Origin of the sequence: Actinocatenispora thailandica (assembly GCF_016865425.1) — a bacterium.
In the GTDB taxonomy this organism is placed as follows: Bacteria; Actinomycetota; Actinomycetes; order Mycobacteriales; family Micromonosporaceae; genus Actinocatenispora; species Actinocatenispora thailandica.
The window spans coordinates 3,653,207-3,679,001 of record NZ_AP023355.1 but is presented as its reverse complement, the minus strand read 5'-3'; the positions used below and the strand labels follow the sequence as shown (position 1 = coordinate 3,679,001).

The 25,795-nt window shown below is 71.5% G+C and carries 25 protein-coding genes and 2 pseudogenes; 17 read left to right on the top strand and 10 right to left on the bottom strand.

Annotated elements, in window-relative coordinates; translation table 11 throughout:
- The first annotated feature begins 84 nt into the window (after positions 1-84).
- The 7 genes and pseudogenes from Athai_RS16365 (at position 85) to Athai_RS16335 (ending at position 6,796) form a co-directional block, all read left to right on the top strand.
- A pseudogene (locus Athai_RS16365) lies at positions 85-524 on the top strand (NfeD family protein).
- Positions 524-1,603 (top strand): annotated as a pseudogene (locus Athai_RS16360) (SPFH domain-containing protein); the annotation flags it as partial. The pseudogenes Athai_RS16365 and Athai_RS16360, both read left to right, overlap by 1 nt.
- A 205-nt stretch (positions 1,604-1,808) precedes the next feature.
- Positions 1,809-2,645 (top strand): TrmH family RNA methyltransferase, encoded by an 837-nt coding sequence (locus tag Athai_RS16355; RefSeq protein ID WP_239156972.1) that lies wholly within the window; start codon positions 1,809-1,811, stop codon positions 2,643-2,645.
- 264 nt (positions 2,646-2,909) lie between these two features.
- Positions 2,910-3,443 carry a phosphoheptose isomerase family protein gene (locus Athai_RS16350; protein ID WP_203962278.1) on the top strand — a complete coding sequence of 178 codons (534 nt, stop codon included), beginning with the start codon at positions 2,910-2,912 and terminating at the stop codon, positions 3,441-3,443.
- 58 nt (positions 3,444-3,501) lie between these two features.
- Complete coding sequence (ngcE, locus tag Athai_RS16345; protein ID WP_203962277.1) at positions 3,502-4,911, top strand: N-acetylglucosamine/diacetylchitobiose ABC transporter substrate-binding protein; 1,410 nt, start codon at positions 3,502-3,504, stop codon at positions 4,909-4,911.
- Complete coding sequence (locus Athai_RS16340) at positions 4,908-5,906, top strand: carbohydrate ABC transporter permease (protein ID WP_203962276.1); 999 nt, start codon at positions 4,908-4,910, stop codon at positions 5,904-5,906. The genes ngcE and Athai_RS16340 overlap by 4 nt, the downstream gene beginning before the upstream one ends.
- Positions 5,903-6,796 (top strand): carbohydrate ABC transporter permease, encoded by an 894-nt coding sequence (locus tag Athai_RS16335; RefSeq protein WP_203962275.1) that lies wholly within the window; start codon positions 5,903-5,905, stop codon positions 6,794-6,796. Before Athai_RS16340 ends, Athai_RS16335 begins: the two co-directional genes overlap by 4 nt.
- A gap of 61 nt (positions 6,797-6,857) precedes the next feature.
- Here the strand turns inward: Athai_RS16335 and Athai_RS16330 are convergent, their stop codons facing one another.
- On the bottom strand, positions 6,858-7,091 hold the full coding sequence (locus Athai_RS16330; protein WP_203962274.1) for a hypothetical protein: 234 nt from the start codon (positions 7,089-7,091) through the stop codon (positions 6,858-6,860).
- Positions 7,092-7,396: 305 nt separating this feature from the next.
- On the opposite strand from Athai_RS16330, the gene Athai_RS16325 reads away from it, so the two are divergent.
- Positions 7,397-8,188 carry a hypothetical protein gene (locus Athai_RS16325; RefSeq protein WP_203962273.1) on the top strand — a complete coding sequence of 264 codons (792 nt, stop codon included), beginning with the start codon at positions 7,397-7,399 and terminating at the stop codon, positions 8,186-8,188.
- Between the two features lie 101 nt (positions 8,189-8,289).
- On the opposite strand, the gene crcB is transcribed toward Athai_RS16325, so the two are convergent.
- The 4 genes from crcB to Athai_RS16305 all read right to left on the bottom strand — a co-directional run bounded on the left by crcB (position 8,290) and on the right by Athai_RS16305 (position 12,215).
- Positions 8,290-8,658, bottom strand: a complete 369-nt coding sequence (gene crcB / locus Athai_RS16320; protein ID WP_203962272.1) for a fluoride efflux transporter CrcB — start codon at positions 8,656-8,658, stop codon at positions 8,290-8,292.
- Positions 8,655-9,236, bottom strand: a complete 582-nt coding sequence (locus Athai_RS16315) for a fluoride efflux transporter FluC (RefSeq protein WP_239156971.1) — start codon at positions 9,234-9,236, stop codon at positions 8,655-8,657. The genes crcB and Athai_RS16315 overlap by 4 nt, the downstream gene beginning before the upstream one ends.
- Before the next feature lie 250 nt (positions 9,237-9,486).
- Positions 9,487-10,719, bottom strand: a complete 1,233-nt coding sequence (gene serA / locus Athai_RS16310; protein WP_203962271.1) for a phosphoglycerate dehydrogenase — start codon at positions 10,717-10,719, stop codon at positions 9,487-9,489.
- Positions 10,720-10,925: 206 nt separating this feature from the next.
- Positions 10,926-12,215, bottom strand: a complete 1,290-nt coding sequence (locus Athai_RS16305; protein ID WP_203962270.1) for an MDR family MFS transporter — start codon at positions 12,213-12,215, stop codon at positions 10,926-10,928.
- Positions 12,216-12,290: 75 nt separating this feature from the next.
- Here Athai_RS16305 and Athai_RS16300 point away from each other — a divergent pair, with 75 nt between their 5' ends.
- The gene (locus Athai_RS16300; RefSeq protein ID WP_203962269.1) at positions 12,291-13,274 is read left to right on the top strand and encodes an ArsR/SmtB family transcription factor; all 984 of its coding nucleotides are present in this window, start codon (positions 12,291-12,293) and stop codon (positions 13,272-13,274) included.
- A 138-nt stretch (positions 13,275-13,412) separates the two neighbouring features.
- Here the strand turns inward: Athai_RS16300 and Athai_RS16295 are convergent, their stop codons facing one another.
- Positions 13,413-14,225 (bottom strand): SDR family NAD(P)-dependent oxidoreductase, encoded by an 813-nt coding sequence (locus Athai_RS16295; RefSeq protein WP_203962268.1) that lies wholly within the window; start codon positions 14,223-14,225, stop codon positions 13,413-13,415.
- 75 nt (positions 14,226-14,300) lie between these two features.
- Here Athai_RS16295 and Athai_RS16290 point away from each other — a divergent pair, with 75 nt between their 5' ends.
- Positions 14,301-14,777 (top strand): MarR family winged helix-turn-helix transcriptional regulator, encoded by a 477-nt coding sequence (locus Athai_RS16290; protein ID WP_203962267.1) that lies wholly within the window; start codon positions 14,301-14,303, stop codon positions 14,775-14,777.
- Between the two features lie 43 nt (positions 14,778-14,820).
- Here Athai_RS16290 and Athai_RS16285 read toward each other — a convergent pair whose 3' ends face one another.
- Entirely contained in the window at positions 14,821-15,561 is a 741-nt protein-coding gene (locus Athai_RS16285; protein ID WP_203962266.1) for a M50 family metallopeptidase, read from the bottom strand.
- A 262-nt stretch (positions 15,562-15,823) separates the two neighbouring features.
- Here Athai_RS16285 and Athai_RS16280 point away from each other — a divergent pair, with 262 nt between their 5' ends.
- Positions 15,824-16,894, top strand: a complete 1,071-nt coding sequence (locus Athai_RS16280) for a phage baseplate protein (RefSeq protein WP_203962265.1) — start codon at positions 15,824-15,826, stop codon at positions 16,892-16,894.
- 252 nt (positions 16,895-17,146) lie between these two features.
- Here the strand turns inward: Athai_RS16280 and Athai_RS16275 are convergent, their stop codons facing one another.
- Positions 17,147-17,809 (bottom strand): HAD family hydrolase, encoded by a 663-nt coding sequence (locus Athai_RS16275; RefSeq protein WP_203962264.1) that lies wholly within the window; start codon positions 17,807-17,809, stop codon positions 17,147-17,149.
- Positions 17,810-17,959: 150 nt separating this feature from the next.
- Between Athai_RS16275 and Athai_RS16270 the strand changes: the two genes are divergently transcribed.
- Complete coding sequence (locus tag Athai_RS16270; RefSeq protein ID WP_203962263.1) at positions 17,960-19,183, top strand: amidohydrolase; 1,224 nt, start codon at positions 17,960-17,962, stop codon at positions 19,181-19,183.
- Positions 19,184-19,226: 43 nt separating this feature from the next.
- Here Athai_RS16270 and Athai_RS16265 read toward each other — a convergent pair whose 3' ends face one another.
- Positions 19,227-19,442: a hypothetical protein gene (locus tag Athai_RS16265; protein WP_203962262.1), complete on the bottom strand. Its 216-nt coding sequence runs from the start codon at positions 19,440-19,442 to the stop codon at positions 19,227-19,229.
- A gap of 126 nt (positions 19,443-19,568) precedes the next feature.
- Between Athai_RS16265 and Athai_RS16260 the strand changes: the two genes are divergently transcribed.
- Together Athai_RS16260 and Athai_RS16255 are read left to right on the top strand one after the other, a co-directional pair.
- Positions 19,569-20,351 (top strand): HAD-IIA family hydrolase, encoded by a 783-nt coding sequence (locus Athai_RS16260; RefSeq protein ID WP_203962261.1) that lies wholly within the window; start codon positions 19,569-19,571, stop codon positions 20,349-20,351.
- 154 nt (positions 20,352-20,505) lie between these two features.
- On the top strand, positions 20,506-23,355 hold the full coding sequence (locus Athai_RS16255) for a penicillin acylase family protein (protein WP_203962260.1): 2,850 nt from the start codon (positions 20,506-20,508) through the stop codon (positions 23,353-23,355).
- Between the two features lie 190 nt (positions 23,356-23,545).
- On the opposite strand, the gene Athai_RS16250 is transcribed toward Athai_RS16255, so the two are convergent.
- Entirely contained in the window at positions 23,546-24,052 is a 507-nt protein-coding gene (locus Athai_RS16250; protein WP_203962259.1) for a hypothetical protein, read from the bottom strand.
- 82 nt (positions 24,053-24,134) lie between these two features.
- Between Athai_RS16250 and Athai_RS16245 the strand changes: the two genes are divergently transcribed.
- From Athai_RS16245 to Athai_RS16235, 3 genes are read left to right on the top strand one after another with little or no spacing between them, the layout of a single operon-like run.
- The gene (locus Athai_RS16245; RefSeq protein ID WP_203962258.1) at positions 24,135-24,626 is read left to right on the top strand and encodes a rhodanese-like domain-containing protein; all 492 of its coding nucleotides are present in this window, start codon (positions 24,135-24,137) and stop codon (positions 24,624-24,626) included.
- Between the two features lie 32 nt (positions 24,627-24,658).
- On the top strand, positions 24,659-25,096 hold the full coding sequence (locus Athai_RS16240) for a VOC family protein (protein ID WP_203962257.1): 438 nt from the start codon (positions 24,659-24,661) through the stop codon (positions 25,094-25,096).
- On the top strand, positions 25,093-25,746 hold the full coding sequence (locus Athai_RS16235; RefSeq protein WP_203962256.1) for a shikimate kinase: 654 nt from the start codon (positions 25,093-25,095) through the stop codon (positions 25,744-25,746). The genes Athai_RS16240 and Athai_RS16235 overlap by 4 nt, the downstream gene beginning before the upstream one ends.
- The last annotated feature ends 49 nt before the right edge of the window (positions 25,747-25,795 follow it).

Sequence of the window (25,795 nt, the reverse complement as noted above, 5' to 3'; positions counted from 1 at the left end):
GACAACGGCACGATCGGCCAACGGTTACCGGTTCGCGCCGGGGTGGAGGTGTCATCGGGTGCATCGCCATGTCACGATCGACTTGTGGCGGCGATCATATGGTTGGCACTCGGCGTGGTCCTGGCCGTCGCCGAGGCCTTTTCCCTGAGCTTCGTGGCGATCATGGTGGCCGCGGGCGCCTTCGCGGCGGCCGGGGCCGCCGCACTCGGCGCGCCGGTGTGGCTGCAGGGCCTGGTGTTCGCCCTGGTCACCGCGGCGACGCTGGCGGCGGTGCGGCCGATGATCGTCCGTTACCAGCGCTCCTCGGCGGAGCGCGCCGATCACGAGCCGATGGGGTGGCGGCGCTGGAGGGCGCCGACGCGATGGTGCTCGAGAGCGTCGACGAGCACCACGGCCTGGTCCGGATCGAGGGCGAGGAGTGGACTGCCCGGTCGTTCGACGCGACGCAGACATTCGAACCCGGTGAGCGGGTGCAGATCATCAAGATCAAGGGCGCCACCGCCCTGGTGTGGAGGATGCCGTAATGGACGCGGTGCTCGGCGTCATCGTCGCCATCATCGTGCTGATTGTGCTGATCGTGCTGATCCGTTCGGTACGGATCGTGCCGCAGCAACAGGCATACATCGTGGAGCGGCTCGGTAAGTACCTGAAGACGCTGGGGCCGGGCCTGAACCTGCTCGCCCCGTTCGTCGACCGGGTCCGTACCAAGGTCGACCTGCGCGAACAGGTGGTCAGTTTCCCGCCGCAGCCGGTGATCACCTCGGACAACCTGGTCGTGTCGATCGACACGGTGCTCTACTTCCAGATCACCGATCCGGCCCGCGCCACCTACGAGATCGCGAACTTCCTGCAGGGCATCGAGCAGCTGACGGTCACCACGCTGCGCAACGTGATCGGCTCGATGGACCTGGAGAAGACGCTGACCAGCCGGGACGACATCAACCGGCAGCTGCGTGGGGTGCTGGACGAGGCCACCGGCAAGTGGGGGATCCGGGTCAACCGGGTCGAGATCAAGGCGATCGAGCCGCCGCCCAGCATCCGTGACTCGATGGAGAAGCAGATGCGCGCCGAGCGGGACCGCCGGGCGGCGATCCTGACGGCCGAGGGCCACAAGCAGTCGCAGATCCTGACCGCCGAGGGTGAGAAGCAGTCGGCGATCCTGCGGGCGCAGGGTGACCGGGAGTCGCGGGTCCTGCAGGCCGAGGGCCAGGCGAAGGCGATCCGCCAGGTCGCCGACGCGATCCACCGGGCCAACCCGGACCAGAAGCTGCTCGCCTACCAGTACCTGCAGACGCTGCCGCAGATCGCGGCGGGTCAGTCGAACAAGATCTGGGTGATCCCGGCCGAGCTGACCAAGGCGCTGGAGGGCTTCGGCGGCGCGTTCGGCAAGATGATGGGTGGCGGCAACGGCATCGAGTCCGGCGAGGAGTACGTGCCGGACGAGGAGGTCGCCGGCTTCGCACCCGAGGCCGAGGCGGAGGCGGAGAAGGCCGCGCAGGCCGCTGCGGACGCCGCGTCGGAGGCGTCGGCCGAGGTCAGCGGGCCCGACCAGGGCGTCAAGAGCGAGCAGCCGGCGCTGCCGGCCGCCCCGGTGCCCGCCTCCGAGCTGACCGAGCCGGCGCCGGCCGGCCAGCCCGCGCCGGCAACCCCGCCGATGCCGCCGACACCCTCGGCGCAGGCGGCGCAGCCGGTCACCGGGCAGACCCCGCCGCCCGCGGGCGGGGTGTACCGGTCGTCCGGGCAGCCCCCGACCGCCGGACGGTAACGCCCTTGTCGGTGCGCCGGACGCGGTGCGGTTGAATCGTCGCGTGGTAGACGCGCAGCCGCCCGCTCCGGCGCCCGCCGACAGTCTCGTCGACGATCCGACCGACACCCGACTCGACGACTACCGCGAACTGACCGACGTCGCGCTGCGCACCCGGTACGAGCCACCGCACGGGCTGTTCATCGCCGAGGGCGAGCTGGTGCTGCGCCGCGCGCTGCGGGCCGGCTACCGGCCCCGGTCCTTCCTGGTCGATGCCAAGCGGTACGGACAGGTAGCGGACCTCGCCGCCGGCGCCGGTGCCCCGGTGTACGCCGCGGGGCAGGACGTGCTCGAAGCGGTCACCGGCTTCCACGTGCACCGGGGCGTGCTCGCGTCGTTCCACCGCCGGCCGCTGCCGGCCGCCGAACAGGTGCTCGCCGAGGCGCGCCGGGTGTTGATCCTGGAGGACGTCAACAACCACACCAACGTCGGCGCGGTGTTCCGGGGTGCCGCCGGTCTGGGATTCGACGCGGTGCTGCTCTCACCGTCCTGCGCCGATCCGCTGTACCGGCGCAGCGTGCGGGTGAGCATGGGCGAGGTGTTCGCCATCCCGTATGCACGGCTCACACCGTGGCCGGCCGGCCTCGCGGTGGTGCGCTCGGCCGGCTTCACCGTGCTCGCGCTGACGCCCGCTGCGGGCGCGATCCGGCTCCAGGACCTGACCGAGGCGCAGCGACGGCGGCCCGCGCTGCTGTTCGGCGCGGAGGGGCCGGGGCTGTCCGGTGCCGCGCTGTCCGCCAGCGACGTGCGGGTGCGCATCCCGATGCGCGGTGGCGTCGACTCACTCAACGTGGCCGCTTCGGCCGCGGTCGCCTGCTGGGAACTGTCCCGGACCGACTGACCGGCGCCGGGACCTGCCCGCGTTGCCTCGTGTCGGTCCGCCCATGACGGCCGCCACATATGTACGTTCAGGCCGGATCGTGCACGCCGCGCGCAGTCCTTGCCAACGTCTGATCGAAAAGCGTTACGTTCGAGCACTTGACATCATGAGATCGTGGATAAGAATCGTCACAGTCCCGGCTCGGCGAACCGCTAGGCACCGTTCGCGGTTCGCTCACCCTCCGTCGGGCGTGAACCGATGACGGCTGTCGGTAGGAGGTGCTGGGTGACGGTCGAGGGCGCGGCCCCCGTGGCGATCCGGTCCGGTCCGGACGCGCTGATCGCCGCGCGGTACCAGGCTGCCCGGCGTGTCGCCGGTCCGGCCGCCGACGGCTCGCGAAAGGGCCCGCGGTCGGCCACGGGTGGCCGGCGAAACGGGATCCCACCGGTGGTGGATCGTCGGCGAAACGGTGCCCGCGCGTTGCGCGGTCACCGGGCGATGGCAATCACCTCTGCGCAGGACACCGTTCGGTCGGCGCCGCGGCAACCGAACGGTCAGCGTTTCCCCGATCCCACCGATCGCGTACCGGACAACGGGATGCTGACCCGAGTTCCCGTGTCGAAGCTGCCGGACGGCGGTGCGATCCCGCCGGTCACCGCGGCGTTGCTTACCCAGTTGATTGTTGCCGAAGTGGTACAACGACTGCTCGACGCCGGGGCGCGAACCCCGGTGTACCTTTCCGCCAATATCCCCGGTGGGGACGAGCACAACCGAATCCTTGAACAGCGGTACGCCGGCAGGATCCGGCGCACCGCCTGAGCCAGCGAAGGCGAGGACCATCATGAGTCCCGTTTCCGACGGAAGGTCGCCTCAGACCATGGACGAGAACACCAAGCCGGTCAGTCGCCGGCGGCTGCTGCAGGGTTCGCTGGCCGTGGCCGCTGCCGCGCCACTGGGTGCGACGCTCGCCGGCTGCGCCGGGGGCAGTGGCAGCAACGACAAGGCCAAGACCGGAAAGAAGTCGTCGACCAACCCGTTCGGCGTGGCCAAGGGTTCCGCGATCGACGCGGTCATCTTCAACGGCGGCTACGGATACGACTACGTGACCTTCGCGGCGAAGGAAGCCGACAAGAAGCAGGGCACCAAGTCGGCGGTGAAACCGTCCACGAAGATCGCCCAGCAGCTGCAGCCGCGGTTCGCCGGCGGTAACCCGCCGGACCTGATCGACAACTCGGGCGCCAACGCGATCGGCTTCTCCACCATTCTGAAGAGCCTGTCGGAGCTGGACGACGTCTTCGAAGCCAACAACTACGAGGGCACGAAGATCGCCGACACGGTCTACCCGCACGTGAAGGACCCGGGCACGTTCAGCGGCAAGTTCGTCGCGATGAACTACGCGATGACCGTGTACGGCATCTGGTACTCCGGTTCGCTGTTCTCGGCGAACGGCTGGACCCCGCCGAAGACCTGGGACGAGGCGATCGATCTCGGCGCCAAGGCGAAGAAGAAGGGCAAGTACCTCTTCGTCTGGGGCAAGGAGGCCGCAACCTACTACCAGACCCTGGCGGTCGACTCGGCGATCAAGGAAGGCGGCCCGGACGTCCGCCTCGCGCTGGAGAACCTGAAGCCGAAGTGCTGGTCGAACCCGAACATCCAGAAGGTGTTCCAGAAGATGGAGACCTGCGTCAAGCAGGGCTACTTCGTTCCCGGCGGCGCCGGCACCCAGTTCACCAAGGCGCAGGCCAAGTGGAGCAACGACCAGCAGGCGATCCTCTACCCGTCCGGTGGCTGGATCGAGAACGAGATGAAGAACGCGACGAAGTCCGGGTTCCAGATGAAGGGCATCCCGGAGTTCACCCTCACCAGCAACTCGCAGATGCCGTACGAGACGATCCGCAGCGCCGCGGGTGAGCCGTACATCGTGCCGAGCACCGGCAAGAACCCCGCCGGCGGCAAGGAGATCATGCGGGCGATGCTGTCGAAGGACGCGGCGACCAACTTCAGCAAGACCCGCCTGGCCCCGACCATCGTCAAGGGCCTGGTCCCGGCGGACGGCTTCGGCTCGACCGCGCTGCAGTCGCAGACCCAGATGCTGGACAAGGCCGGGACGAACGTCTTCAACTACCAGTTCGTCGACTTCTACGGCACCAACCCGGACATGCTCGTGCCGTGGAACTCGTTCCTGTCCGGCAAGATCGACGTCGCCGGGCTGACCAGCGCCCTGCAGAAGATCACCGACAAGGTGGCCAACGACAGCTCCGTCAAGAAGAACAAGGTCACTTCGTGAGTTCGAGCGTCTCGACCACCCCGGCCGGCCGGCCTGCTCGGCCGGCCGGCCGGGGGCGCCGGCGGCGGCTCACCTTCGACCGGGTGAGCTTCTTCGCGGTGTTCCTCGGCGTGCCGCTGATCATCTTCCTGGTCTTCGTGGTGTCCCCGTTCGTGCAGGCGATCTACTACTCGCTGACCGACTGGGGCGGCTTCAGCGCCACGATGAACTTCATCGGCTTCGACAACTACGTGAAGCTGTTCCAGGACGACACGTTCGTGCGATCGATGCGCAACAGCATCATCCTCGGCCTGGTCGTGCCGTTCGTCACGATCGTGCTGGCGCTCGCGCTGGCCACGGTGGTCACCATCGGCGGCAGCGGCACCGGCGCGGTGCGCGGGCTGACGAGGTCCAACCTCTACCGCGTCGTGTCGTTCTTCCCGTACGCGGTTCCGGCCATCGTGATCGGCATCATCTGGGCGCAGATCTACGATCCCGGTTCCGGCATCCTGAACGCGGTGCTGACCCACCTCGGGTTCGACGGGGCGAAGAACTACGCTTGGCTCGGCGACTCGCGGACCGCGATGGCGGCGTCGATCTTCGTGATCGTGTGGAGCTTCGTCGGTTTCTACATGGTGCTGTTCATCGCCGGGATCCGCGGCATCGACCCGGAGATCTTCGAGTCCGCGCGGCTCGACGGCGCGAGCCGGGTGCGCACGGCGGTGTCGATCGTGGTCCCGCTGATCCGGGACAACATCCAGACCGCCTACATCTACGTCGGCATCGCGGCGCTCGACTCGTTCGTGTACATGGCCGCGCTGAACCCGGACGGTGGTCCGCAGCTTTCCACCCTGGTGATGTCCCAGGACCTGTACACGACGGCGTTCACCAAGGGCCAGTTCGGCTACGCCACCGCGATGGGCGTCATGCTCGCCGTCGTGACGCTGGCGTTCGCGGCGGTGGTGTTCATCGTCAATGCCCTGACCGGGGGCCGCGAGAAGGGGGGTCGGCGATGACCCAGACCGCCGTCACCGAGCCCACCGACACGCCGAACTCGGCGCCCCGGCCGCGCCGCCGCAGCAACGATCGTTCGATCGGCTTCGACGTGGTCGCGCACATCATCCTGATCCTGTGGTCGCTGCTGGTCGTGCTGCCGCTGCTGTGGGTGTTCGTCTCCTCGTTCAAGACGACGAAGGAGGCGCTGGGCAACCCCCTCACCTGGCCGCACAGCCTGCACTGGCAGAACTACGCGACCGCGTGGAACGACTCGGGGGTCGGCCCGGCCTTCATCAACACCATCATCGTGGTGGGCTTCTCGCTGGTCATCGTGATGGTGCTGGGCGCGATGTGCTCGTACGTGCTGGCCCGGTTCAAGTTCTTCGGCAACCGGGCCATCTACTACCTGATGCTCGCCGGGCTGACCTTCCCGATCTTCCTCGCGATCGTGCCGCTGTTCTCGATCCTGAAGAACGTCGGCCTGCTGAACACGCTGACCGGCCTGATCATCACCTACGTGGCGTTCGCGCTGCCGTTCACCGTGTTCTTCCTGCACGCGTTCTTCAAGCGGTTGCCGTTCGACGTGTACGAGGCCGCGCAGGTCGACGGGGCCGGGGAGTGGCGGACGTTCTTCCAGGTGATGCTCCCGATGGCGCGGCCCGGGCTGGCTTCGGTGGCCATCTTCAACTTCCTGGGCCTGTGGAACCAGTTCCTGCTGCCGACCGTGCTCAAGCCGGACAACTCGGTCCTGACCCAGGCGATGGCGCAGTTCCAGTCGCAGGCCGGATACGCGGTCAACTTCGGCGCGCTGTTCGCCGCCGTGGTGATCACCGTGGCGCCGGTGCTGGTGGTGTACATCATCTTCCAGCGTCAGCTGCGCGGCTCGGTGGTCGCCGGGGCGGTGAAGTAGGTCCTGGTCGCAGTGCGGCGCCCCGGCCGTCAGGCCGGGGCGCCGCAACGAATTCCGTCGGTCAGTGCACGGCCGGCCCGGTGGCGGCCAGGTACTCGCTGATCCGGCCGAGGAGGCCCTCAGCCTCCGCGAGCAGGTCGCCGGTTGGCCGCCCGGCCCGGCTCACCCGCTCGCGCAGCGCGAACAGGTCCCGCCGCAGCTGGGCGGAGCAGGAGTGCTCGGCCCCGCAGGGAAGGTTCTCCACCGCGTCGGTCACCCGAGACAGGACGCTCCTCAGGTCTGGCGACGTCGTCATCATCGCTTACCCCTCGTGCTCGTCCGATACACGATCAGTATGCGTCGCGCCCAGTCGACACGCGCGGCTTCCCTGAATTCATCGGCATTCGCCGGACATCGGCCGCCAGGAACGTGACGGACAGCGCCAGCACGCAGACACGGTGCGTGACGATCGCTTGCTGGCACGGAACGGGGAGAGCGGCACTGGAGGCCGGGACTTATCGTGGTGCACGGCGCGGCGGAGAACCGGCCGCCAACATAGGTGATGCAACTGGCCTGGTGGGGTGCACGGCCCCGGTGGGGCCGAGTCTAGGGGGAAGCGGAATGAGCGACAGCGACGTCTGGATCGACGCGGACGGTGACGGCCACGCCGATGACGTGACCGCCCACTACGAGAGCGACGGCTCCGTCGAGTACACGGCGGACACCAACGGGGACGGCCAGGTCGACTTCGTCGCGTACGACGAGAACAACGACGGCATCGTCGAGTACGCCGACTACGACGAGAACCACGACGGCAGCTTCGACGAGCGGATGGTCGACGAGAACGGCGACGGCTACCTGGACGACACCGCCAGCGGTGTCGACTTCAGCCACGACGACTCGTACGTCGGGGGCGGCTCCGGTGGCGGCACCGGTCACGACGACAGCGGCGCCGGGCACGACGGTGGGGACGGCTCCGCCGCGGCGACGCCGGGCGGCCTGTCCGCGCAGCCGCCGGCGGGCGGCTCGGGCGACGGTAGCGACGCGTCCACCTCGGGTGGCTCGGGTGACGGTAGCGACTCGTCCACCTCGGGTGGCTCGGGTGACGGTAGCGACGCGTCCACGTCGGGTGGCTCGGGTGACGGCAGCGACTCGTCCACCTCGGGTGGCGATCACGGCGGCGGCGATGGCTCGGCGTCGATCCCCGACCTGACCACGGTGCCGGGCGCCGGTGGCTCGGACGGCGGCGACTCCTCGGGCGGCTCCGACTCGTCGGGTTCCACCGGCGACCAGTCCGGCTCGGACTCCACCAGCGGTTCCGGCGACGGTGCGGGCGACGGCTCGGATCACGGCGGGCAGGACTACTCGGAGAGCTTCGGCGCCGTCGACGACTCCCCGTCGTACGGCAACTGAGCCATCTCGTTCGGCGGCCCTCACCCCGGGGCCGTCGCACGGTTCCCGTGCCGGCGGCCGCTGCCCGGCGGCCCCACCGCGGCGCGCCGTGGCCAGCGCGGTCAGCCCCAGACCGCGCTGGCCACGGCGAAGCCGGCGAACGCGGCACCGAGCCCACCGGCCAGGCTGGCCACCACGTTGAGCACCGCCAGGCTGCGACCGCCGGTCCCCAGCAGCCGCAGCGTCTCGTAGCTGAACGTCGAGTACGTGGTGAGCGCACCGCACAGGCCGGTGCCCAGCAGCGCGGTCAGTGCCGGGGAGATCACGCCCGCGCCGCCGACGACGAACCCGAGCAGGAACGAGCCGAGCACGTTGACGGTGAACGTGCCCCACGGGAACACCGAATCGTGCCGGGACTGCACGGCCCGATCGACCAGATAGCGTGCCGGCGCGCCGATGGCGGCGCCGATCGCGATCAGCACCAGCGTCATGCCCGGCCTCCCCGCGCCGCCAGCGTACGGGCGAGCAGTGTCCCGGCCAGCGACGCGAGCACGGCACAGACCAGCGTGGCGAGCAGGTAGAGCAGGGCGGTGCGGGCGGTGCCCGCCACCACCAGCTGCCGGGTGTCCACGATGGACGTCGAGAAGGTGGTGTAGCCGCCGAGCACGCCGACCCCGAGAAACGGCCGAAGCAGCGGGTGCGCCGGCAGGACTTCGGCGATCAGCACCATCAGCACCCCGATCAGGAACGCCCCCGAGACGTTGGCCAGGAACGTCGACCAGGGAAAGCCGGACTGGCCGTGCGGCATCGCCACCGACAGCCCGTAGCGGCCGAACGCGCCGAGCACGCCGCCCGCGGCGATCGTGCCCAGCAGTACCACCGGGTGCCGGCGAAGCTCCTGCCGCTGCTGCGGCACGTGCAGGTCGACGTCCGGATCGGTCGCCACCGGCGGGCGCCCCGCATCGGTGGTCGCGCCCGGAGCCGGATCGTCGGCGCGGTGCTCGTGGCTGCCGGTGGGCTCCTGCGGCGACGCGTGCTCGTCCATCGCGGCGCCCTGGCCGTGTGTCATCTGCGGGCTCCCTCGCCTACCGGGTGTGTCGTGCACCTGGTAGGGACCGTTGGCGACCGGTTGGTGCGGTTTTCCGGCAGGTGCCGGACGGCGGGCCCCACCGCCGATGGCCCCAGGATATCGGGCCGATGATCACTGCCGCCGGTACTCGGGGGCGAGAAGACTCACTGTGGGACCGGCAAACGGACACCGGGCGGTGCCGATCGCCCGACGGGTGCCGGGTGGGGCGAACCGCCCCACCCGGGTCGGGTCAGTCGAGCGCACGCAGCCGGATCGTCTCCGGCATCGCGGACAGCCCGGCCAACACCTCGGCGCTGCCGCGGGAACCGATGTCGGTGATCACGTAGCCGATCTCGCCACGGGTACCGAGCAGCTGGCCGTCGACGTTGACCCGGTGCTCGCCGAGCAGGCCGTTGATCTTCGCCAGCACGCCGGGCACGTTGCGGTGCACGTGCACCAGTCGGCGCGCGCCGGGCCGCTCGCCCAGGTCCAGCTGCGGGAAGTTGACGCTCATCGCGGTCGCGCCGGCCTCGATGAAGTCGCGGAACTTGCCGGCCACGAACTGGCCGATGTCCTGCTGCGCCTCCTCGGTGGAGCCGCCGATGTGCGGGGTGAGGATGACGTTCGGCAGGCCCTGCAGCTCGGAGACGAACTCGTCGCCGCGGCCCTTCGGCTCGGCCGGGAACACGTCGATCGCGGCGCCGGCCAGGTGGCCCGAGGTGATGTTGTCGCGTAGCGCCAGGTGGTCGACCACGAAGCCGCGGGACAGGTTGAGGAACAGGCTGCCGGGCCGCATCCGGGCGAACTCGTCGGCGCCGAACATGCCGCTGTTGCCGGGCCGGCCGTCCACGTGCAGGGTCACCACGTCGACCTCGCTGAGCAGCTCGTCCAGCGAGCCGCAGCGGCGCGCGTTGCCCAGCGCCAGCTTGTCGGCGGTGTCGTAGAAGTACACCGACATGCCGAGGTTCTCGGCCAGCACCGACAGCTGGGTGCCGATGTTGCCGTAGCCGACGATGCCGAGCCGCCGGCCCCGCACCTCGTGCGCGCCGGTCGCCGACTTGTCCCAGACCCCGGCGTGCAGGCTCGCGTTCTTCTCGGTCAACCGCCGGGTCAGCGCGATGATCTCGGACAGCGCGATCTCCACCACGCTGCGGGTGTTGGAGAACGGCGCGTTGAACACCGCGACGCCGCGGGCGGCGGCGGCCGCCAGGTCGATCTGGTTGGTACCGATGCAGAACGCACCGACCGCGAGCAGGTTCGGCGCGGCGGCCAGCACCTGCTCGGTGACCTGCGTCTTGGAGCGGATGCCGAGCAGCTGCACGCCGTCCAGCCGGCTCGCCAGCTCGTCGGAGTCCAGCGCGCGACCCAGGGTCTCCACCTGGTACCCGGCCTTCTCCAGCCGGCTCTGCGCGTCGGGGTGAATGCCCTCCAACAGCAGGGCACGGACGGGTTGCTGGGTGGCGTTGTCGATGACCACGAGCATCCTTTCTCGCTCAGGCGGTGGCCGTGCGTCGCTGCTCGGCATCCGGGCCGGCGACGCGGCCGACGGCCCGGGCTGATGCACCCAGCCTAGAGTCCCCGCCGGGGTACCCGACCACGCCGGGTGGCGGGTACCACGATGCAGTCGCCGCCTATCGGCCACCGACCCGTCACCTGCCGGTCACCGGACGGTTCGTCCCGGTCGTCCGGTCAGCCCGCCGCGAGGCCCAGCGCGACCGCCCGGCGGTGGGCGACCCGGCGGGCCAGCAGCAGCGCGCCGGCGCCACACAGCACCCCGATCGCCAGGCAACCGAGCCAGGTCGCGGCCGGCCCCAGCGTGCCGTAGACGAACGTACCGGCGGTGGGGCCGGTGAGGCTCGCGGCGGACCAGCCCCAGCCGAACATCGCCTGGTAGCGGCCGCGCGCCTGGGCCGGGGCGAGGTCGGCGACCAGCGCCGCGGTGAACCCGGCGGTGCCCACCTCCCCGACCGTCCACACCACCACGACCAGGCAGTACTGCCAGGCGGTGTGGGCCAGGCCGGTGAGCGCCATGCCGCCGCCGACCAGCGCCCACGACGCGGCGAGCACCTTCATCCGGTCGAACCGCGCCAGCCAGGTGGTCAGGACCGGTTGCAGCACGACGATCACGATGCCGTTGACCGCCGCGGCGGTGCCGTACACGGTGGCCGGCAGGCCGTGGTCCCGGATCGCCAGCGGGATCGCCACCTGCGCCTGGTTGTACAGGGTGGCGTAGGCGAGGGTGAGCAGCACCAGCGCCACCAGCAGCGGGTCGCGCAGCGCGGTGCGGTAGCCGGCCCGGTCGCCGCCGGTGGCCGGCTGCGGCCGGCCCGCGGTCCCGCGCGGGATGCCCACCGCGATGATGACCGCGAACGCCAGCCCGGAGCCGGCGTCGACGGTGAACAGCAGCCAGTACCCGTGCTCGGCGAGGAACCCGGCGAGCAGGCTCGCCACCGCGAAGCCGAGGTTGACCGCCCAGAACAGCAGCCCGTACGCCTTGGCCCGGGCGGCCGGCGGCACCACGTCGGCGACCAGCGCCGAGGACGCCGGCCGGTACAGCTCGCTGACCGCGCCGAGCAGCGCCGCCGCGGCGATCATCGCCGGTAGCGGGTGCACCGCGCCGAGCAGCACCAGCGCGCCGCTGGTCGCGACGAGCCCGGTCAGCAGCGTGAAGCGGCGGCCGACCCGGTCGGCCAGCAGTCCGCCGAGCGGCTGGGAGACGAGCGAGCCGACCCCGCGTGCCGCCAGCACCGCGCCGATCTGGCCGGCGGACAGCCCCTGCGCACCGAGGTAGAGCACCAGGAACGCGGCGACCATGCCGCCGATCCGGTTCACCAGCTGGCCACCGAACAGGATCCAGAAGGTGCGCGGCAGCCCGCCGAGGTGCGTCTGCATCCCACCGGCGAGGCGGGACCGGCGCTGCGCCGGGATGCCGGTGCCGGTGTGTGGTCGGGGGCGTTCGTCGGTGCTGTGCGGAGTCACGCGGGTAACTGTCGCCGGCCGCATTCGCTCCTTTCCAGAGATTTAGACTGAGCTGAATCTCCGATCGGAGGCATCGTGCTGGAGCTCGCGTTTTCCACCGAGGACGTGCTGCGCATCCGGTTCGCGTTCTCGCCGCTGTGGGAAGCGGTGGTCAGCGTCCGTGCGCTGCGTCACCCGGCCGACCGGGCGCTGCACCTGCCGTGGATCCGGCGGGCTCGTGCGGCGCTGGCCGAGGCGGGTGTCGACCTCGGGCCGCTGCTGGAGCTGGTGCCCCAACCGCTGCGGTACATCCCGGACTTCCTCACCCCGCCGCCGACCACGCCGGTACCGGACTTCACCGCCGAGCTGGCCGCGGTCCGGGCGACCGCGCCGGAACAGGTGCGCGCCGAACTGCGCCGGATGGGTACCCCGGCCGGGCCGTTCGCCGCCCGGCTGGCCGACGACCCGGCCTCCGGGCTGGCCGAGCTGGCCGACACCCTGACCGAGTACTGGCGCGTCGCGCTCGCACCGGACTGGCCGCGGGTGCGCGGCCTGCTGGAGGGCGAGATCGCCTACCGGGCCCGCCGGCTCGCCGAGGGCGGCGCGTACCTGCTGTTCGGCGACCTGCACGAGCGGGTCAGCTTCGCCGACGACCGGCTGTACGTGCGGCACAAGCACTGGCACGACTCGCGCAGCCTGGACGGCGCCGGCCTGGTGCTGGTGCCGTCGGTGTTCGCCTGGCCCAGCGTGTACACGATCAGCCAGCGGCCCTGGCAGCCGACGCTGCTCTACCCGCCGCGCGGGATCGCCACGGTCTGGGAGTCCGGCAGCGCGGTCGGCCCGCAGGCGTTGGGCGCCGTGCTCGGCCGGGCCCGCGCCCGGCTGCTCGCCGAGCTGGTCGCACCGGCGTCCACCACCGAACTCGCCCGCCGCACCGGGCTGACCGCCGGCGCCGTCTCCCAGCAGCTGGCGCTGTTGCGTGCGGCCGGCCTGGTCGCCTCGCACCGGGCCGGCCGGGTGGTCCTCTACGCCCGCACCGAGACCGCCGACGCACTGCTCACGGTGTCCGCGGCGCGGTGACCGGCGCCCGCCTGGCCCGGCGCCGCCGCCGAAGCACCGGGTCACCCGCGGGCCCGGAGCCGCCGGGGCCGCCGCCGAAGGGCCGGGTCACCCGCGGGCCCGGAGCCGCCGGGGCCGCGGCACCGTGGCGGCCGGTGATCAGGCGGGGGTCAGCTCCGGGCTGTGCGCGGCGCCGACCACCCGGCCGACGGCGCGCCGGCCGATTGCCAGTACCAACCGGGTCGGCAGGAACCGGACGCCCTGCATCAGCCCGTTGATCGCGCCGGGCACCACGGTGTGCCGGCCGCGCTGGTACCCGTCGAGCGCGGCGACGGCCACCTGGGTCGCGGTGCGCAGCTGCCCGATCTCCGGCTGCGGGGTACCGAGCCCGGCGGCGAACCGGGTGCGGACCGGCCCCGGGCACACCGTGGTGACCCGGATGCCGGCGGTCCGGTACTCGGCCCACAGCGCCCGGCTGAACGACAGCACGAAGGACTTCGCCGCCGCGTAGACCGCCATGTACGGCGCGGGTTGGAAGGCCGCGGTGGAGGCGACGTTGAGTATCCCGCCCGAGCCGCGTCGGAGCATCTCGGGCAGGAACGCGTGGGTCAACTCGACCAGTGCGGACACGTCGAGCGCGAGTTCGGTCCGGGTGCGCGCCGCGGGGATCTCGGCGAAGCGGCCGGCGCTCCCGATCCCGGCGTTGTTCACCAGCAGATCGACGGTCACCCGGCGGCGGTCCAGCTCGGCCTGGATGGTGTGGACGGCCTGCGGGTCGGTCAGATCGGCGCCGAGCACCTCGGCCCGGACGCCGTGCTCGGCGTGCAGTCGGTCGGCGAGGGCGGTCAGGGTGTCGACCGAGCGGGCCACCAGGACCACGTCGGCGCCCCGCGCGGCGAGCTGCTCGGCCAGGGCCGCGCCGATGCCGCTGGAGGCGCCGGTGACGAGCGCGGTCGTTCCTCGATATTCCATCAGAACTCCAAATCGTCAGTGTCGCTGATGATCAGTCTAGCGGCACCAGGACGGCGAGCGGAATAAGCTGGGCCCATGTCGATCACCGCGCCGACCGATGCCGAGGCCGACCTGCTCGGGCGAACCGGGTTCCGGCTCGTGGAGCTGGGCAAGGTCGCCCTGACGCTGGCCGACGCGGCGCTGGCCGAGTACGGCCTGACCGGCCGGCACCTGCGCGTGCTGACCCTGGCGGCCGGCGGCGTGCCGTCGCAGCAGGGGATGTCCGAGCGGTCCGGCATCGACCGGACGACCCTGGTGGCGATGCTCGACGATCTGGAGCGGCACGGCTACGTGCGGCGTCGCCGCGATCCCGCCGACCGCCGCCGGCACCTGGTCGAACTCACCGACGCGGGCGCGGCGGTGCTGGGCACCGCGGCCGAGGTGCTGGACCGGGTGGAGGACGACCTGCTCGGCCCGCTGCCCGCGGCGGAGCGGCGCCGACTCGGTCGAACCGTGGCGAAGATCCTGGATGACCGCGGCGCCGGCGGCGAGCTGCCGGTGGTCGAGTGCTGACCCGGCCCGGCCCGGGACACCGGCGCTGGCGGGCCGACCCGGGTCAGCCCGTGACGCCGGCGATGGAGGGCAGTTCGGGCACCAGCCAGTAGCCGCCGATCAGCAGGCAGCCGGCGGCGACGAGGAAGAACACCACGACCCAGACGATGCCGGGTACCCCCGTGAGCCGGTGCAGCTGGTCGGCGTCGGAGCTGGGCGCCTGCCGGCGGGCGCGCTTGGTCTGCAGCTCGAAGATCGGCCGCAGCCCGCCGAGCAACAGAAACCAGGTGATCAGGTACGCGGCGGCGGCCTGCACGGTCGGCGAGGTGAACCAGGAGATCACGAACAGCGCGACGCCGGTGACCACCACGGTGAGTACCCCGTACGCGTTGCGGATCATGATCAGCATCGCGAGCAGCAGCAACAGGGTCAGCCACAGCAGCGCGGTGAGCCGGTTCGCGGTGACCATCGCCGCCGCGCCCAACCCCAGCAGCGACGGTGCGATGTACCCGGCGAGCCCGGTGAACACCATGCCGGGTCCGGTCGGCTTGCCGACCGACACGGTGACGCCGGAGGTGTCGGAGTGCAACCGGATGCCGGTCAGCCGGCGGCCGGACAGCAGCGCCACCAGGGCGTGGCCACCCTCGTGCGCGATCGTGATCGCGTTGCGGGCCACCCGCCAGACCGGCCCGTAGCCGACGACGAGCAGCGTGACGACGCCGGTGACCAGCACCAGTGTCAACGGCGCCGCCGGCTGGGTGCCGATGACCTGATGCCAGACCTCGCTGATCGTCGAGCCGTGCACGGGGCCGCCTCTCTGGCCGGTGGGTCGAGACCGTGATGGTGCCATGCGCGCCGCACGCCACCGGTCACGGCGCCGGCATCACGCCGTACCGTGCCGGCCTGGCCGCGCACGGTCGCCGTCGATGGCGTGAGTCGAGATCTGCCTTGCGAACTTCACGTCAAGCATTGCGAGATTGAGCCTGTTCTACCGTTGATTTCTGTTCCTGTCCCGGTCATGCTGTGCCTGCCGCGTATCGGATGCGGCAGGTGGAGGGAGGTCAGGCGTGGTCGAGACTCCTGGCGGACAGCGGCAGCTCAGCCGGCGTGCCGTGCTCGCCGCCGGCGGCATCGCCCTCGGCGCGGGCATCGGCTCGCTCGCCACCGGTACCGCGAGCGCCGCGGCGACGATCGCCGGTGCGCCGGCGTTGCCGCGCTCGCCGCGGTTCGCGCTGGACGCACCGGGGCACGTGCTGTGGCGGGACCGGCCGCTGTTCAACAACACCGTGCTGCAGGCGCTGGCGTTCGACGACACCCGCGACGAGCTGTACACCGTGCAGCTGATGCAGGGCGGCCAGCAGCTGCCCGGGGAGGGTGCCCCGGTCGCCGGCGCCACCCGCGACCTGCACGGCGACCTGTGCCTGAGCCGGCTGGACCGCACCGGCACGGTGCTCGGTCACATGTTCCTCACCGGGTTCGGCCACGGCGTGCAGATCGGCGTCGAACCGTCGCCGCGCGGCGCGTACCTGTGGACCGAGACGAAGGCGATCGCCGACGACGGCAAGCACGGCTGGGGCAGCGTGCTCGGCCGGTTCCCGTTCGCCGACGGCGCGGTCCTCACCCCCGATTCGCCGAGCCTGCGGCAGTACGCCCCGGTGCCCGGTGCCGACCGCACCACCGCCTCGACCGACCCGGTGCACCGCACGCTGACCATGCGGCACCGCGTCGACGGCCACTTCCGGTACGCGCTGTACCTGCTGCCGCAGCTGCGCGCCGGCGTCGTCGAGCCGATCGCGGAGGTCGCCCAGCCCGACGTGCTCGCCACCGACTTCCAGGGCTACGCCAGCTACGGCCGCTACCTGTACCTGATCGAGGGCAACGCCTTCGGCCACTCCGGGTCGGTACCACCGACCGGCAACACCGTGGTCACCCGGGTGCGGTGGACCGACGGCGCGGTCGAGGACCGGCAGCTGCTGAGCGTCGCGAACGACATGCGGTTCCGGGAGCCGGAGGGGATGGCGATCCAGCTCGGCCCCGGCGGCCGGCCGCGGCTGGCGTTCGGCTTCGCCGAGACGATCTCGACCACCGACTCGCACAAGATCGCCACCGTCTGCTACCTGGACCGGCTCGCTGTCTGAACGCACCGCTGCCCGCCGCTCCGTCGGTCGGCGGCGACGTTCGGTCGGCCGGCACGCCCGGCCGTGCGCCGAGAACGCGACGTCCAGCCGTGCGCCGAGAACGCGACGTCCAGCCGTGCGCCGAGAACGCGACGCCCAGCCGTGCGCCGAGAACGCGACGTCCAGCCGTGCGCCGAGAACGCGACGTCCAGCCGTGCGCCGAGAACGCGACGCCCAGCCGTGCGCCACGGCCCCGGGCCGGATCCGGTCGGCTCAGGCGGGCCAGATCCGGTCCAGCGTCGGCGCCAGCTCGGTGAGCGAGTCGATCCGGTACCCGGCCCGGGCCAGCACGTCGGGGGCCGGTGGGAAGTGCGGATTCGGCGCGGCGATCACCGTCATCCGGGCGTTGAGCGCGGCGCGCAGTCCGTTGCTGGAGTCCTCGATCGCCACGCAGTCACCGGCCGGTACGTCGATGCCGGCCGCGGCGGCCAGGTACACCGCCGGGTCCGGCTTGCCGGCGCCGGCCTGCTCGGAGGACACCGCGGCGCGCACCGTGCCGGCCAGCCCGGTACCGGACAGGAACGCCTCGATGATCCGCGGCGGGGACGAGGTGGCGATCGCGACCGGTACCCGCCGCGCCGCGTCCCGGACCGCCTGCACGGCGTGCGGCAGCAGCGGCGGACCCGCCGCGTACCGGTCGGCCATCCGGTCGATCACCGTGCCGGCGACCTGCTCCGGCGTGCCCCGCACGCCGAGCGTCTCGACCAGGTAGCGGGCCCACTCCGGGGTGGACATGCCCAGCATCGCGGTGGTCGCCTCGTCGGTCCAGCGACCACCGAACTCGGCGACCACGCCGCGCCGGATCTCGTCCCACCACTGCTCGGAATCGACCAGGACGCCGTCCAGGTCGAAGATCACGCCATGCCGTGTGTCCATCCGCCCACGATGCCATTGGCCGGTCCCGGCTCGCGCCCGACCTGCCGGCCCGACCGGGTCGGTACCCGGGCCGGACGCCGGCGTCGGCCGGTCCACGTCGGCGCCGACCGGGGAGTGCGGCAAGCTGGGGGCGGCGAAGGGAGAACTTTCATGGCGGAACAGCTGGCGATCACCGGCGGCCGGGTCGTGCCGGTCGGGGCGGAGCCGATCGACGACGGCGTCGTGCTCTGCGAGGGTGGGCGCATCACCGCGGTCGGGGCGGCCGGCGAGGTGACCGTACCGGCCGGGGCTCGCACCGTGGACGCGACGGGTCAGTGGGTGCTGCCCGGGTTCGTCGACGGGCACGTGCACGCCGGCATCGGTGAAGAGGGCATCGGCTGGGAGGGCCGCGACTACAACGAGATGACCGACCCGAACGGTGCCCGGCTGCGCGCCTCGGACGGCATCAACCCGGCCGACATCGGCCTGGCCGACGCGCTGGCCGGCGGCATCACCACGGTGGTGGTCAAGCCGGGCTCGGCGAATCCGATCGGCGGCCAGACCGCGGCGATCAAGACCTGGGGCCGCACCGTCGACGAGATGATCGTGCGCGACCCGGCCAGCGTGAAGAGCGCGCTGGGGGAGAACCCGAAGCGGGTGTACGGCGAGCAGAAGAAGTTGCCGTCCACCCGGCTCGGCGTGGCCGCCGTCATCCGGGACGCGTTCCTGCGCACCCAGGACTACGTTGCGGCCCGCGCGCACGCCGCCGACGAGGGCAAGCCGTTCGACCGCGACGCGACCTACGAGACGCTCGCGCGGGTGCTGTCCGGTGAGATCCCGTGGTGCCAGCACACCCACCGTGCCGACGACATCGCGACCGCGGTGCGGCTGTCCGAGCAGTTCGGCTACCGGCTGGTGGTCAACCACGGAACCGAGGCGCACCTGCTGGCCGATCTGTTGGCGGACAAGCAGATCCCGGTGATGATCGGCCCGCTGTTCACCAACCGGTCGAAGGTCGAGGTGGCGCAGCGCTCGCTGCGCAACCCCGGCATCCTGGACCGGGCCGGCGTCGAGATCGCGATCATCACCGACCACCCGGTGGTACCGATCGACTTCCTGATCTACCAGGCCGCGCTCTCGGTCAAGGAGGGCCTGGACCGGGACACCGCGCTGCGCTCGATCACCGCCAACCCGGCGCGGATGCTCGGCCTCGACGACCGGGTCGGTACGCTCGCCGCCGGTCGCGACGCCGACGTGGTGCTGTGGTCCGGCGACCCGCTGGACGTCACCAGCCGCGCCCTGCGGGTGTTCGTCGGTGGTCGGGACGTGTACCACTGGGACGACCACCGCGGCGTCGGCGTCACCGCCAACCCGCACTACGACGAGCACGCCTGACGACACCTGGTCCGGGCGCCGCCGGTGCCCGGACCAGCGCCGCCTACTCGGCGGGGTCGGGGGTGGCGGTGGGTGCCTCGGAGTAGAGGGCGACGATCCACTGCTCGGTGCTGGCGCCTTCTTCCTCGTCCGGCACCGACTCGTTGTGCAGGGTGACGCCGAAGCCGAGGGTGGCGGCGGCGTTGACCGCCTCGATGGCCTCCTCGACGGTGCCGAACCACATCCGCTGGATCAGTTCGGCCTCGTTCGCTGCCGTCACGTGTGCCCTCCTCGGCGCCTGATGATCGTCGCGGTCATGGTCGCACACGAGGTACGGACCGGATCGGCCGGCCGATCTTCACCGGGTCGGCACCCGCGCCGGCGCCCGGATCGGACAGGATGGGGTATGACCACACGCAGGCCCACCGAGTGCTGGCTGACCGACATGGACGGGGTGCTGATCCACGAGGGGTCCCCGGTCCCCGGCGCGCAGGAGTTCATCAAGCGGCTCCGCGACTCGGGTAAGCGCTACCTGGTGCTGACCAACAACTCGATGCAGACGCCACGCGACCTGCAGGCCCGGCTGGACCGGATGGGTATCGCGGTGCCGGAGGAGGCGATCTTCACTTCGGCGCTGGCGACCGCGCAGTTCCTGAACGACCAGCGGCCGGGCGGCTCGGCGTACGTGATCGGGGAGGCCGGGCTGACCACCGCGCTGTACCAGATCGGGTACGTGTTGAGCGACCACGACCCGGACTACGTGATCCTGGGGGAGACGCGCACCTACAGCTTCGAGGCGATCACCCGGGCGATCCGGCTGGTCGGCGACGGGGCGCGGTTCCTCGCCACCAACCCCGATCCGACCGGCCCGTCGAGCGAGGGGGTGCTGCCGGCGACCGGGTCGGTGGCGGCGCTGATCTCGAAGGCGACCGGCGTCGAGCCGTACTTCGTGGGCAAGCCGAACCCGATGATGATGCGTTCGGCGCTGAACACCGTGCAGGCGCACTCGGAGTCCACGGTGATGATCGGCGACCGGATGGACACCGACGTGCTGTGCGGGATGGAGGCCGGGTTGGAGACCGTGCTGGTGCTGACCGGCATCACCCAGCGCGACGAGATCGAGCGCTTCCCGTACCGTCCGTCGCGGGTGGTGGAGTCGATCGCCGACCTCGTCGACGAGATCGGCTGATCGGGGCGGAGCGGGCGGTACCGGGTTCGGCGGGTCCGGTTACCACGAAGTAAAGAAATCCGGCATCAGGGACTTGTCTGTCCCCTGCCGCGGCGCGATCATCAAACACGAGAAAATCTCGCGACCTGCCGATGACCCGTGGAGGGGATCGCGCATGATTCGAATCCGCCCGTCAACCCGCAGAACGGTGTCCCTGGTCGGCGCGCTCGGCTGCCTGGCCGCGCTGCTGGTGGCCGGCCCGGCGAGCGCCCGCTCCGACTCGCCGGCCGACTCGGTCACCGACTACTGCCAGGGCCACTGCAACGACATCCTGCCGCCGGGAGAGAACGGCAACGCCACGCTGGCGCAGATCCTGCTCAACCGCACCCTGGGCACCCGGCCCAAGCACACCGCCGACCAGCTCGGCAAGTACGCCGACCTGGTCGACGGCTACCAGCAGCTGACCGACGACAAGCTCGGCAGCTACTTCGACGACTCGTCCCTGGGCGTGCCCGACGACCAGGTGGCGAGCAGCATCCAGCCGCGCGACGACGTGACGATCGTGCGGGACAAGGCCACCGGCGTGCCGCACGTCTACGGCAGCACCCGGGCCGGTACCGAGTACGGCGCCGGCTACGCCGCCGCGCAGGACCGGCTGTGGCTGATGGACCTGTTCCGGCACGTCGGCCGCGGCGAGCTGACCGGCTTCGCCGGCGGCGCCCCGGGCAACCGGGCGCTGGAGCAGCAGTTCTGGCGGCAGGCGCCGTACACCGAGCAGGACCTGCAGGACCAGGTCGACCGGGTGGCGAGCTCCGGCGCCCGCGGTGCGCAGGCGTTGCGGGACGTGACCAACTACGTCGACGGGGTCAACGCCTACATCGACAAGGCGTACTCGTCGCGCACCTTCCCCGGCGAGTACGACCTGACCGGGCACGTAGACCCGATCACCAATGCCGGCGGGATCGACCACTTCAAGCCGACCGACCTGGTCGCGATCGCCGCGGTGATCGGCGCGCTGTTCGGCTCCGGCGGCGGCAACGAGGTCACCAACGCGCTGGCCAAGCAGGCGTTCGACGCCAAGTACGGGATGGCCAGGGGCGACGCGATGTGGCAGGCGTTCCGGGAGCAGAACGACCCGGAGGCGGTGCTGACCGTGCACGACGGGCAGAAGTTCCCGTACGGCGGGGCCGGCGCCGACGCGCCGAGCGTGGCGATGCCCGACCCGGGTTCGGTGACCCCCGAGCAACTGGTGTACGACCCGACCGGCTCCGCCGGCTCCTCGGCGGTGTCGAAGGCCGCCGCGGCGCCGAAGAAGTACTCCTCGGTGGCCGGCATGTACAACCACGGGGTGCTGCCCGCGGACCTGCTGAACTCGCCGAAGCGCGGGATGTCCAACGCGCTGGTGGTGTCCGCCGCGCATGCCGAGGGCGGGCACCCGGTCGCGGTGTTCGGTCCGCAGACCGGCTACTACGCGCCGCAGCTGCTGATGCTGGAGGAGCTGGAGGGTCCCGGGATCAGCGCCCGCGGTGCCGCGTTCGCCGGGCTGAGCTTCTACGTGGAGCTCGGGCGCGGCCAGGACTACTCGTGGAGCGCCACCTCGGCCGGCCAGGACATCACCGACACCTACGCGGTACCGCTGTGCAACGCCGACGGGTCGCCCGCGACGAAGGCGTCGCAGTCGTACCTCTACCACGGCAAGTGCACCGCGATGCAGCGGCTGGAGCGCGACGACGCGTGGTCGCCGACGCTGGCCGACCAGACCGCGAAGGGCTCGTACAAGCTGGTGATGTACCGGACGAAGTACGGGCTGGTGCAGTCCCGGGCCACGGTGGACGGCAAGCCGGTGGTGTTCACCACGCTGCGCTCCAGCTACCGGCACGAGGTGGACTCGATCATCGGGTTCCAGGAGTTCAACGATCCGGGTGCGATCCACTCCGCGACCGACTTCCAGCACGCCGCGGCCGACGTGAACTACACGTTCAACTGGTTCTACGTCGACTCGACCGACACCGCGTACTTCAACTCCGGCGACAACCCGGTGCGCCCGTCCACGGTGGACTTCGACCTGCCGACCAGGGCGGAGCCGCAGTACGAGTGGGTCGACTTCGATCCGTCCGACAACACCGCGAAGTACACCCCGTTCGCCGCGCATCCGCAGTCGCGAAACCAGGACTACTACGTCAGCTGGAACAACAAGCAGGCCCTCGACTACTCCACCTCGGGCCCGGGAGACGGCCCGGTACACCGGGCGAACCTGCTCGACGACCGGGTCAGGGCGCTGGTCGACAGCGGTCAGAAGGTGACCCGGGCGGACCTGACCAAGGCGATGGAGGACGCGGCCAACGCCGACCTGCGTGGTGAGGACGTGCTGCCGCTGGCCCTGCAGGTCATCGACACCGCTCCGGTCACCGACCCGGACCTGGCCAAGGTGGTGGACGCGCTGAAGGCATGGCAGCAGGCGGGTTCGCACCGGGTGTCCGCCAGCGCCGGCGACAAGTCCTACGTGGACGCAGACACCATCCGGATCATGGACGCGTGGTGGCCGCTGCTGGTCTCGGCCGAGTTCCGCCCGGACATGGGCGACTCGCTGTACGCGGCGCAGGCCGCGGCGCTGCAGATCAACGAGTCGCCGTCCGGCGGGCAGAACGGCGACACCGGCGGCGGTAGCTCGGTCAACGAGTCCCAGGGCCACAAGGGCTCGTCCTTCCAGTACGGCTGGTGGGGCTACGTGCACAAGGACCTGCGGTCGGTACTCGGCAAGCCGGTGTCCGGTGGGCTCGGCGCCACCTTCTGCGGCGGCGGTGACCTGGCCCAGTGCCGTACCGCGCTGCTGACCAGCCTGCGGCAGGCCGCGGCCGAACCGGCCGATCAGGTGTACCCGGGTGACGACAGCTGCGACGCCGGCGACCAGTGGTGCGCCGACTCGATCATCCAGCACCCGCTGGGCGGCGTCACCGATCCGACGATCGGCTGGCAGAACCGGCCCACCTACCAGCAGGTCGTCCAGTACCAGTCGCACCGCTGACCGCAGCGCCGGCGCCGTCCGCACCCCTCGTGGCGGGCGGCGCCGGCCGCCGCTCCCTCGTGGCGGGCGCCCAGAGCGGCCATCCCTTCGCTGCACCCTTTGCTCTGGACACTCGTATGCACCACCCGGTGGTGCGCTCAGGTGTCCAGAGCAAAGGGCCGCCAAGGGCTGCCCCCACCGGACGGCGCCGTCACTTCCGGGCAGCGACGAGCGGTTGCGGCGCAGCGGTGTCGGCCCGGCGGATCTGCCGGTAGGCGAGCAGCAGCGGGACGATGCCGAACACGCCGAACGAGCAGTCGACGAAGCGCCAGTACAGCGGGATGTCCCGGATCGGTCCGGCGATGAGCGCCAGCGGGATCACCGCCACACAGGCGATCATCCCGAACTGCACCACCCAGACGTTGCGTACCGGGTCGCGCAGTGGCCCGACGAAGGCCAGCGCGATCACCAGATGCGCGAACGCCAGCCAGTCGGTGCCGTAGGCGAGGTACGGGTAGCGGACGCTCGCGTCGCGCAGCCCGTCGGCGACCGAGCCCAGAAACGCCGCCGGGCCGGGCAACAGCGAGTCCACCGACAGTGCGTGCATCACCTGCACGAGCAGGCGCGACTCGCTGACCAGCGGGAACGCCGTCAGCCCGCTGACCACCAGGCCCACCATGAACACGATCAGATAGCCACGCACCCGCCTGATCCGCATGCGAGAAGTATCGACAGCCGATGTGAAGATCCGATGGATGTCCTGCGGGCTTCTCGAACCGCTTTCCCGGTACCGTCGGACCATGGCGGCGAACCCGACCCCGTCCGGTGCCGACCGACCTGGCCCGGCGCGGAGCGCGGCCCGAGCCGGTGCGAACCGAGCTGGCTGCGCGCGGAGCACGGCATCGGACGGTACCCCGCGGGGGACCGCGGAGCGGATCGACGTCGAGGTGGCGGCCGCGGCGTGGGCGGCCGGCGACCTGGTGCTCGACGTCCGCACGCCGGAGGAGTACGCGACCGGGCACGTCGCCGGCGCCCGCAACGTTCCGCTGGACCGGTTGCCCGCCGCGGCCCGGGAACTGCCCGGCGGTCAACTGCTCACCGTGTGTACCAGCGGCGGGCGGTCCTGGCAGGCGGCACAGCGGCTCGCGGCCCTCGGCCGTACCGCGCTGTCGGTGCGCGGCGGCACCAAGGCGTGGCGGGCCGCCGGGCACCCCGTGATCGACGGGCCGCTGCCCGGTGCCGTCGCCCGCCGGGGGCTGCTGCGCCGGCTGCTGTCCCGCCGCCGTCGGTGAAGCACGCCGCGGGTGCCGGGCATGATGGCGGGATGGCACGTCTTGCACTGGTGACCATCGTGGTCGACGACTACGACACCGCGATCACCCACTACGTCGGCGACCTGGGCTTCCGGCTGGTCGAGGACACCGCTCTCGGCGACGGCAAGCGGTGGGTGGTGGTGTCGCCGGGCGACACCACCGGCACCGCGCTGCTGCTGGCCCGCGCGGCGGACGACCGGCAGCGGGCCAGGATCGGCGACCAGACCGGCGGCCGGGTCGGCTTCTTCCTCTACACCGACGACTTCGCCGCCGACCACGCGCGGCTGCTCGCCGCCGGAGTCCGGTTCGCCGAGGATCCCCGGCACGAGCCGTACGGCACCGTCGCCGTCTTCACCGACCGGTACGGCAACCGCTGGGACCTGCTGGAGCCCGCCCGTCCCCGGATCGCCGGTACCGCCGGGCAGCCGGCAGCGGGCCAGGACCGATGAGCGCGCCGCCGCCGGGCGCCGGGTCGCCGGCCGCGCGGCTGCGTCACGTGTACTGGCTGGGCGGCGGGTCGGGTGCCGGCAAGTCGACGATCGCCCGCCGCCTCGCCGACCGGTACGGGCTGCGCTACTACGGCACCGACGAGGTGATGTCCGACCACGCCGCCCGCAGCACCGCGGCAGACAGCCCGCGGCTGGCCGAGTTCGTCGCGATGGACATGGACGAGCGCTGGCTGCTGCGCAGCCCCGAGACGATGCTGGAGACGTTCCACTGGTTCCGCGGTGAGGGCTTCGGCCACATCGTCGACGACCTGCTCGCCCTGCCCGACACCTCGGGCGTGATCGTCGAGGGGTTCCGGCTGCTGCCGCGGCTGGTCGCGCCGCTGCTGGCCGACCCTTCCCGGGCCGCCTGGCTGTTGCCGACCCCGGAGTTCCGCCGACTCGCCCTGGATCGTCGTGGCGACACCTGGACCATCGCCGGGCGGACCAGCGCACCGCCGCGGGCGCTGGCCAACCTGCTGGAACGCGACCGGCTGTTCACCGACCGGCTGGCCGGTGAACTGCGCGAACTGGGCCTGGCCGCGGTCCCCGTCGATGGCACCGTGTCGGAGGAGGTGCTGGCTGACCGGGTGGCCGCCCTGTTCCGGCTCTGAGGCGAGCGACGGCGGACATCGTCGGGCGGGTTTGCCTGGCCGCCGGCGG

Coding starts and splice junctions, on each gene's coding strand:
- ngcE (WP_203962277.1), top strand. CDS start 3,502: ATGGACGAGAACACCAAGCCGGTCAGTCGCCGGCGGCTGCTGCAGGGT.
- Athai_RS16335 (WP_203962275.1), top strand. CDS start 5,903: ATGACCCAGACCGCCGTCACCGAGCCCACCGACACGCCGAACTCGGCG.
- Athai_RS16330 (WP_203962274.1), bottom strand. CDS start 7,091: ATGACGACGTCGCCAGACCTGAGGAGCGTCCTGTCTCGGGTGACCGAC.
- Athai_RS16325 (WP_203962273.1), top strand. CDS start 7,397: ATGAGCGACAGCGACGTCTGGATCGACGCGGACGGTGACGGCCACGCC.
- crcB (WP_203962272.1), bottom strand. CDS start 8,658: ATGACGCTGGTGCTGATCGCGATCGGCGCCGCCATCGGCGCGCCGGCA.
- Athai_RS16315 (WP_239156971.1), bottom strand. CDS start 9,236: ATGACACACGGCCAGGGCGCCGCGATGGACGAGCACGCGTCGCCGCAG.
- serA (WP_203962271.1), bottom strand. CDS start 10,719: ATGCTCGTGGTCATCGACAACGCCACCCAGCAACCCGTCCGTGCCCTG.
- Athai_RS16295 (WP_203962268.1), bottom strand. CDS start 14,225: ATGGAATATCGAGGAACGACCGCGCTCGTCACCGGCGCCTCCAGCGGC.
- Athai_RS16290 (WP_203962267.1), top strand. CDS start 14,301: ATGTCGATCACCGCGCCGACCGATGCCGAGGCCGACCTGCTCGGGCGA.
- Athai_RS16275 (WP_203962264.1), bottom strand. CDS start 17,809: ATGGACACACGGCATGGCGTGATCTTCGACCTGGACGGCGTCCTGGTC.
- Athai_RS16270 (WP_203962263.1), top strand. CDS start 17,960: ATGGCGGAACAGCTGGCGATCACCGGCGGCCGGGTCGTGCCGGTCGGG.
- Athai_RS16260 (WP_203962261.1), top strand. CDS start 19,569: ATGACCACACGCAGGCCCACCGAGTGCTGGCTGACCGACATGGACGGG.
- Athai_RS16255 (WP_203962260.1), top strand. CDS start 20,506: ATGATTCGAATCCGCCCGTCAACCCGCAGAACGGTGTCCCTGGTCGGC.
- Athai_RS16250 (WP_203962259.1), bottom strand. CDS start 24,052: ATGCGGATCAGGCGGGTGCGTGGCTATCTGATCGTGTTCATGGTGGGC.
- Athai_RS16245 (WP_203962258.1), top strand. CDS start 24,135: ATGGCGGCGAACCCGACCCCGTCCGGTGCCGACCGACCTGGCCCGGCG.
- Athai_RS16240 (WP_203962257.1), top strand. CDS start 24,659: ATGGCACGTCTTGCACTGGTGACCATCGTGGTCGACGACTACGACACC.
- Athai_RS16235 (WP_203962256.1), top strand. CDS start 25,093: ATGAGCGCGCCGCCGCCGGGCGCCGGGTCGCCGGCCGCGCGGCTGCGT.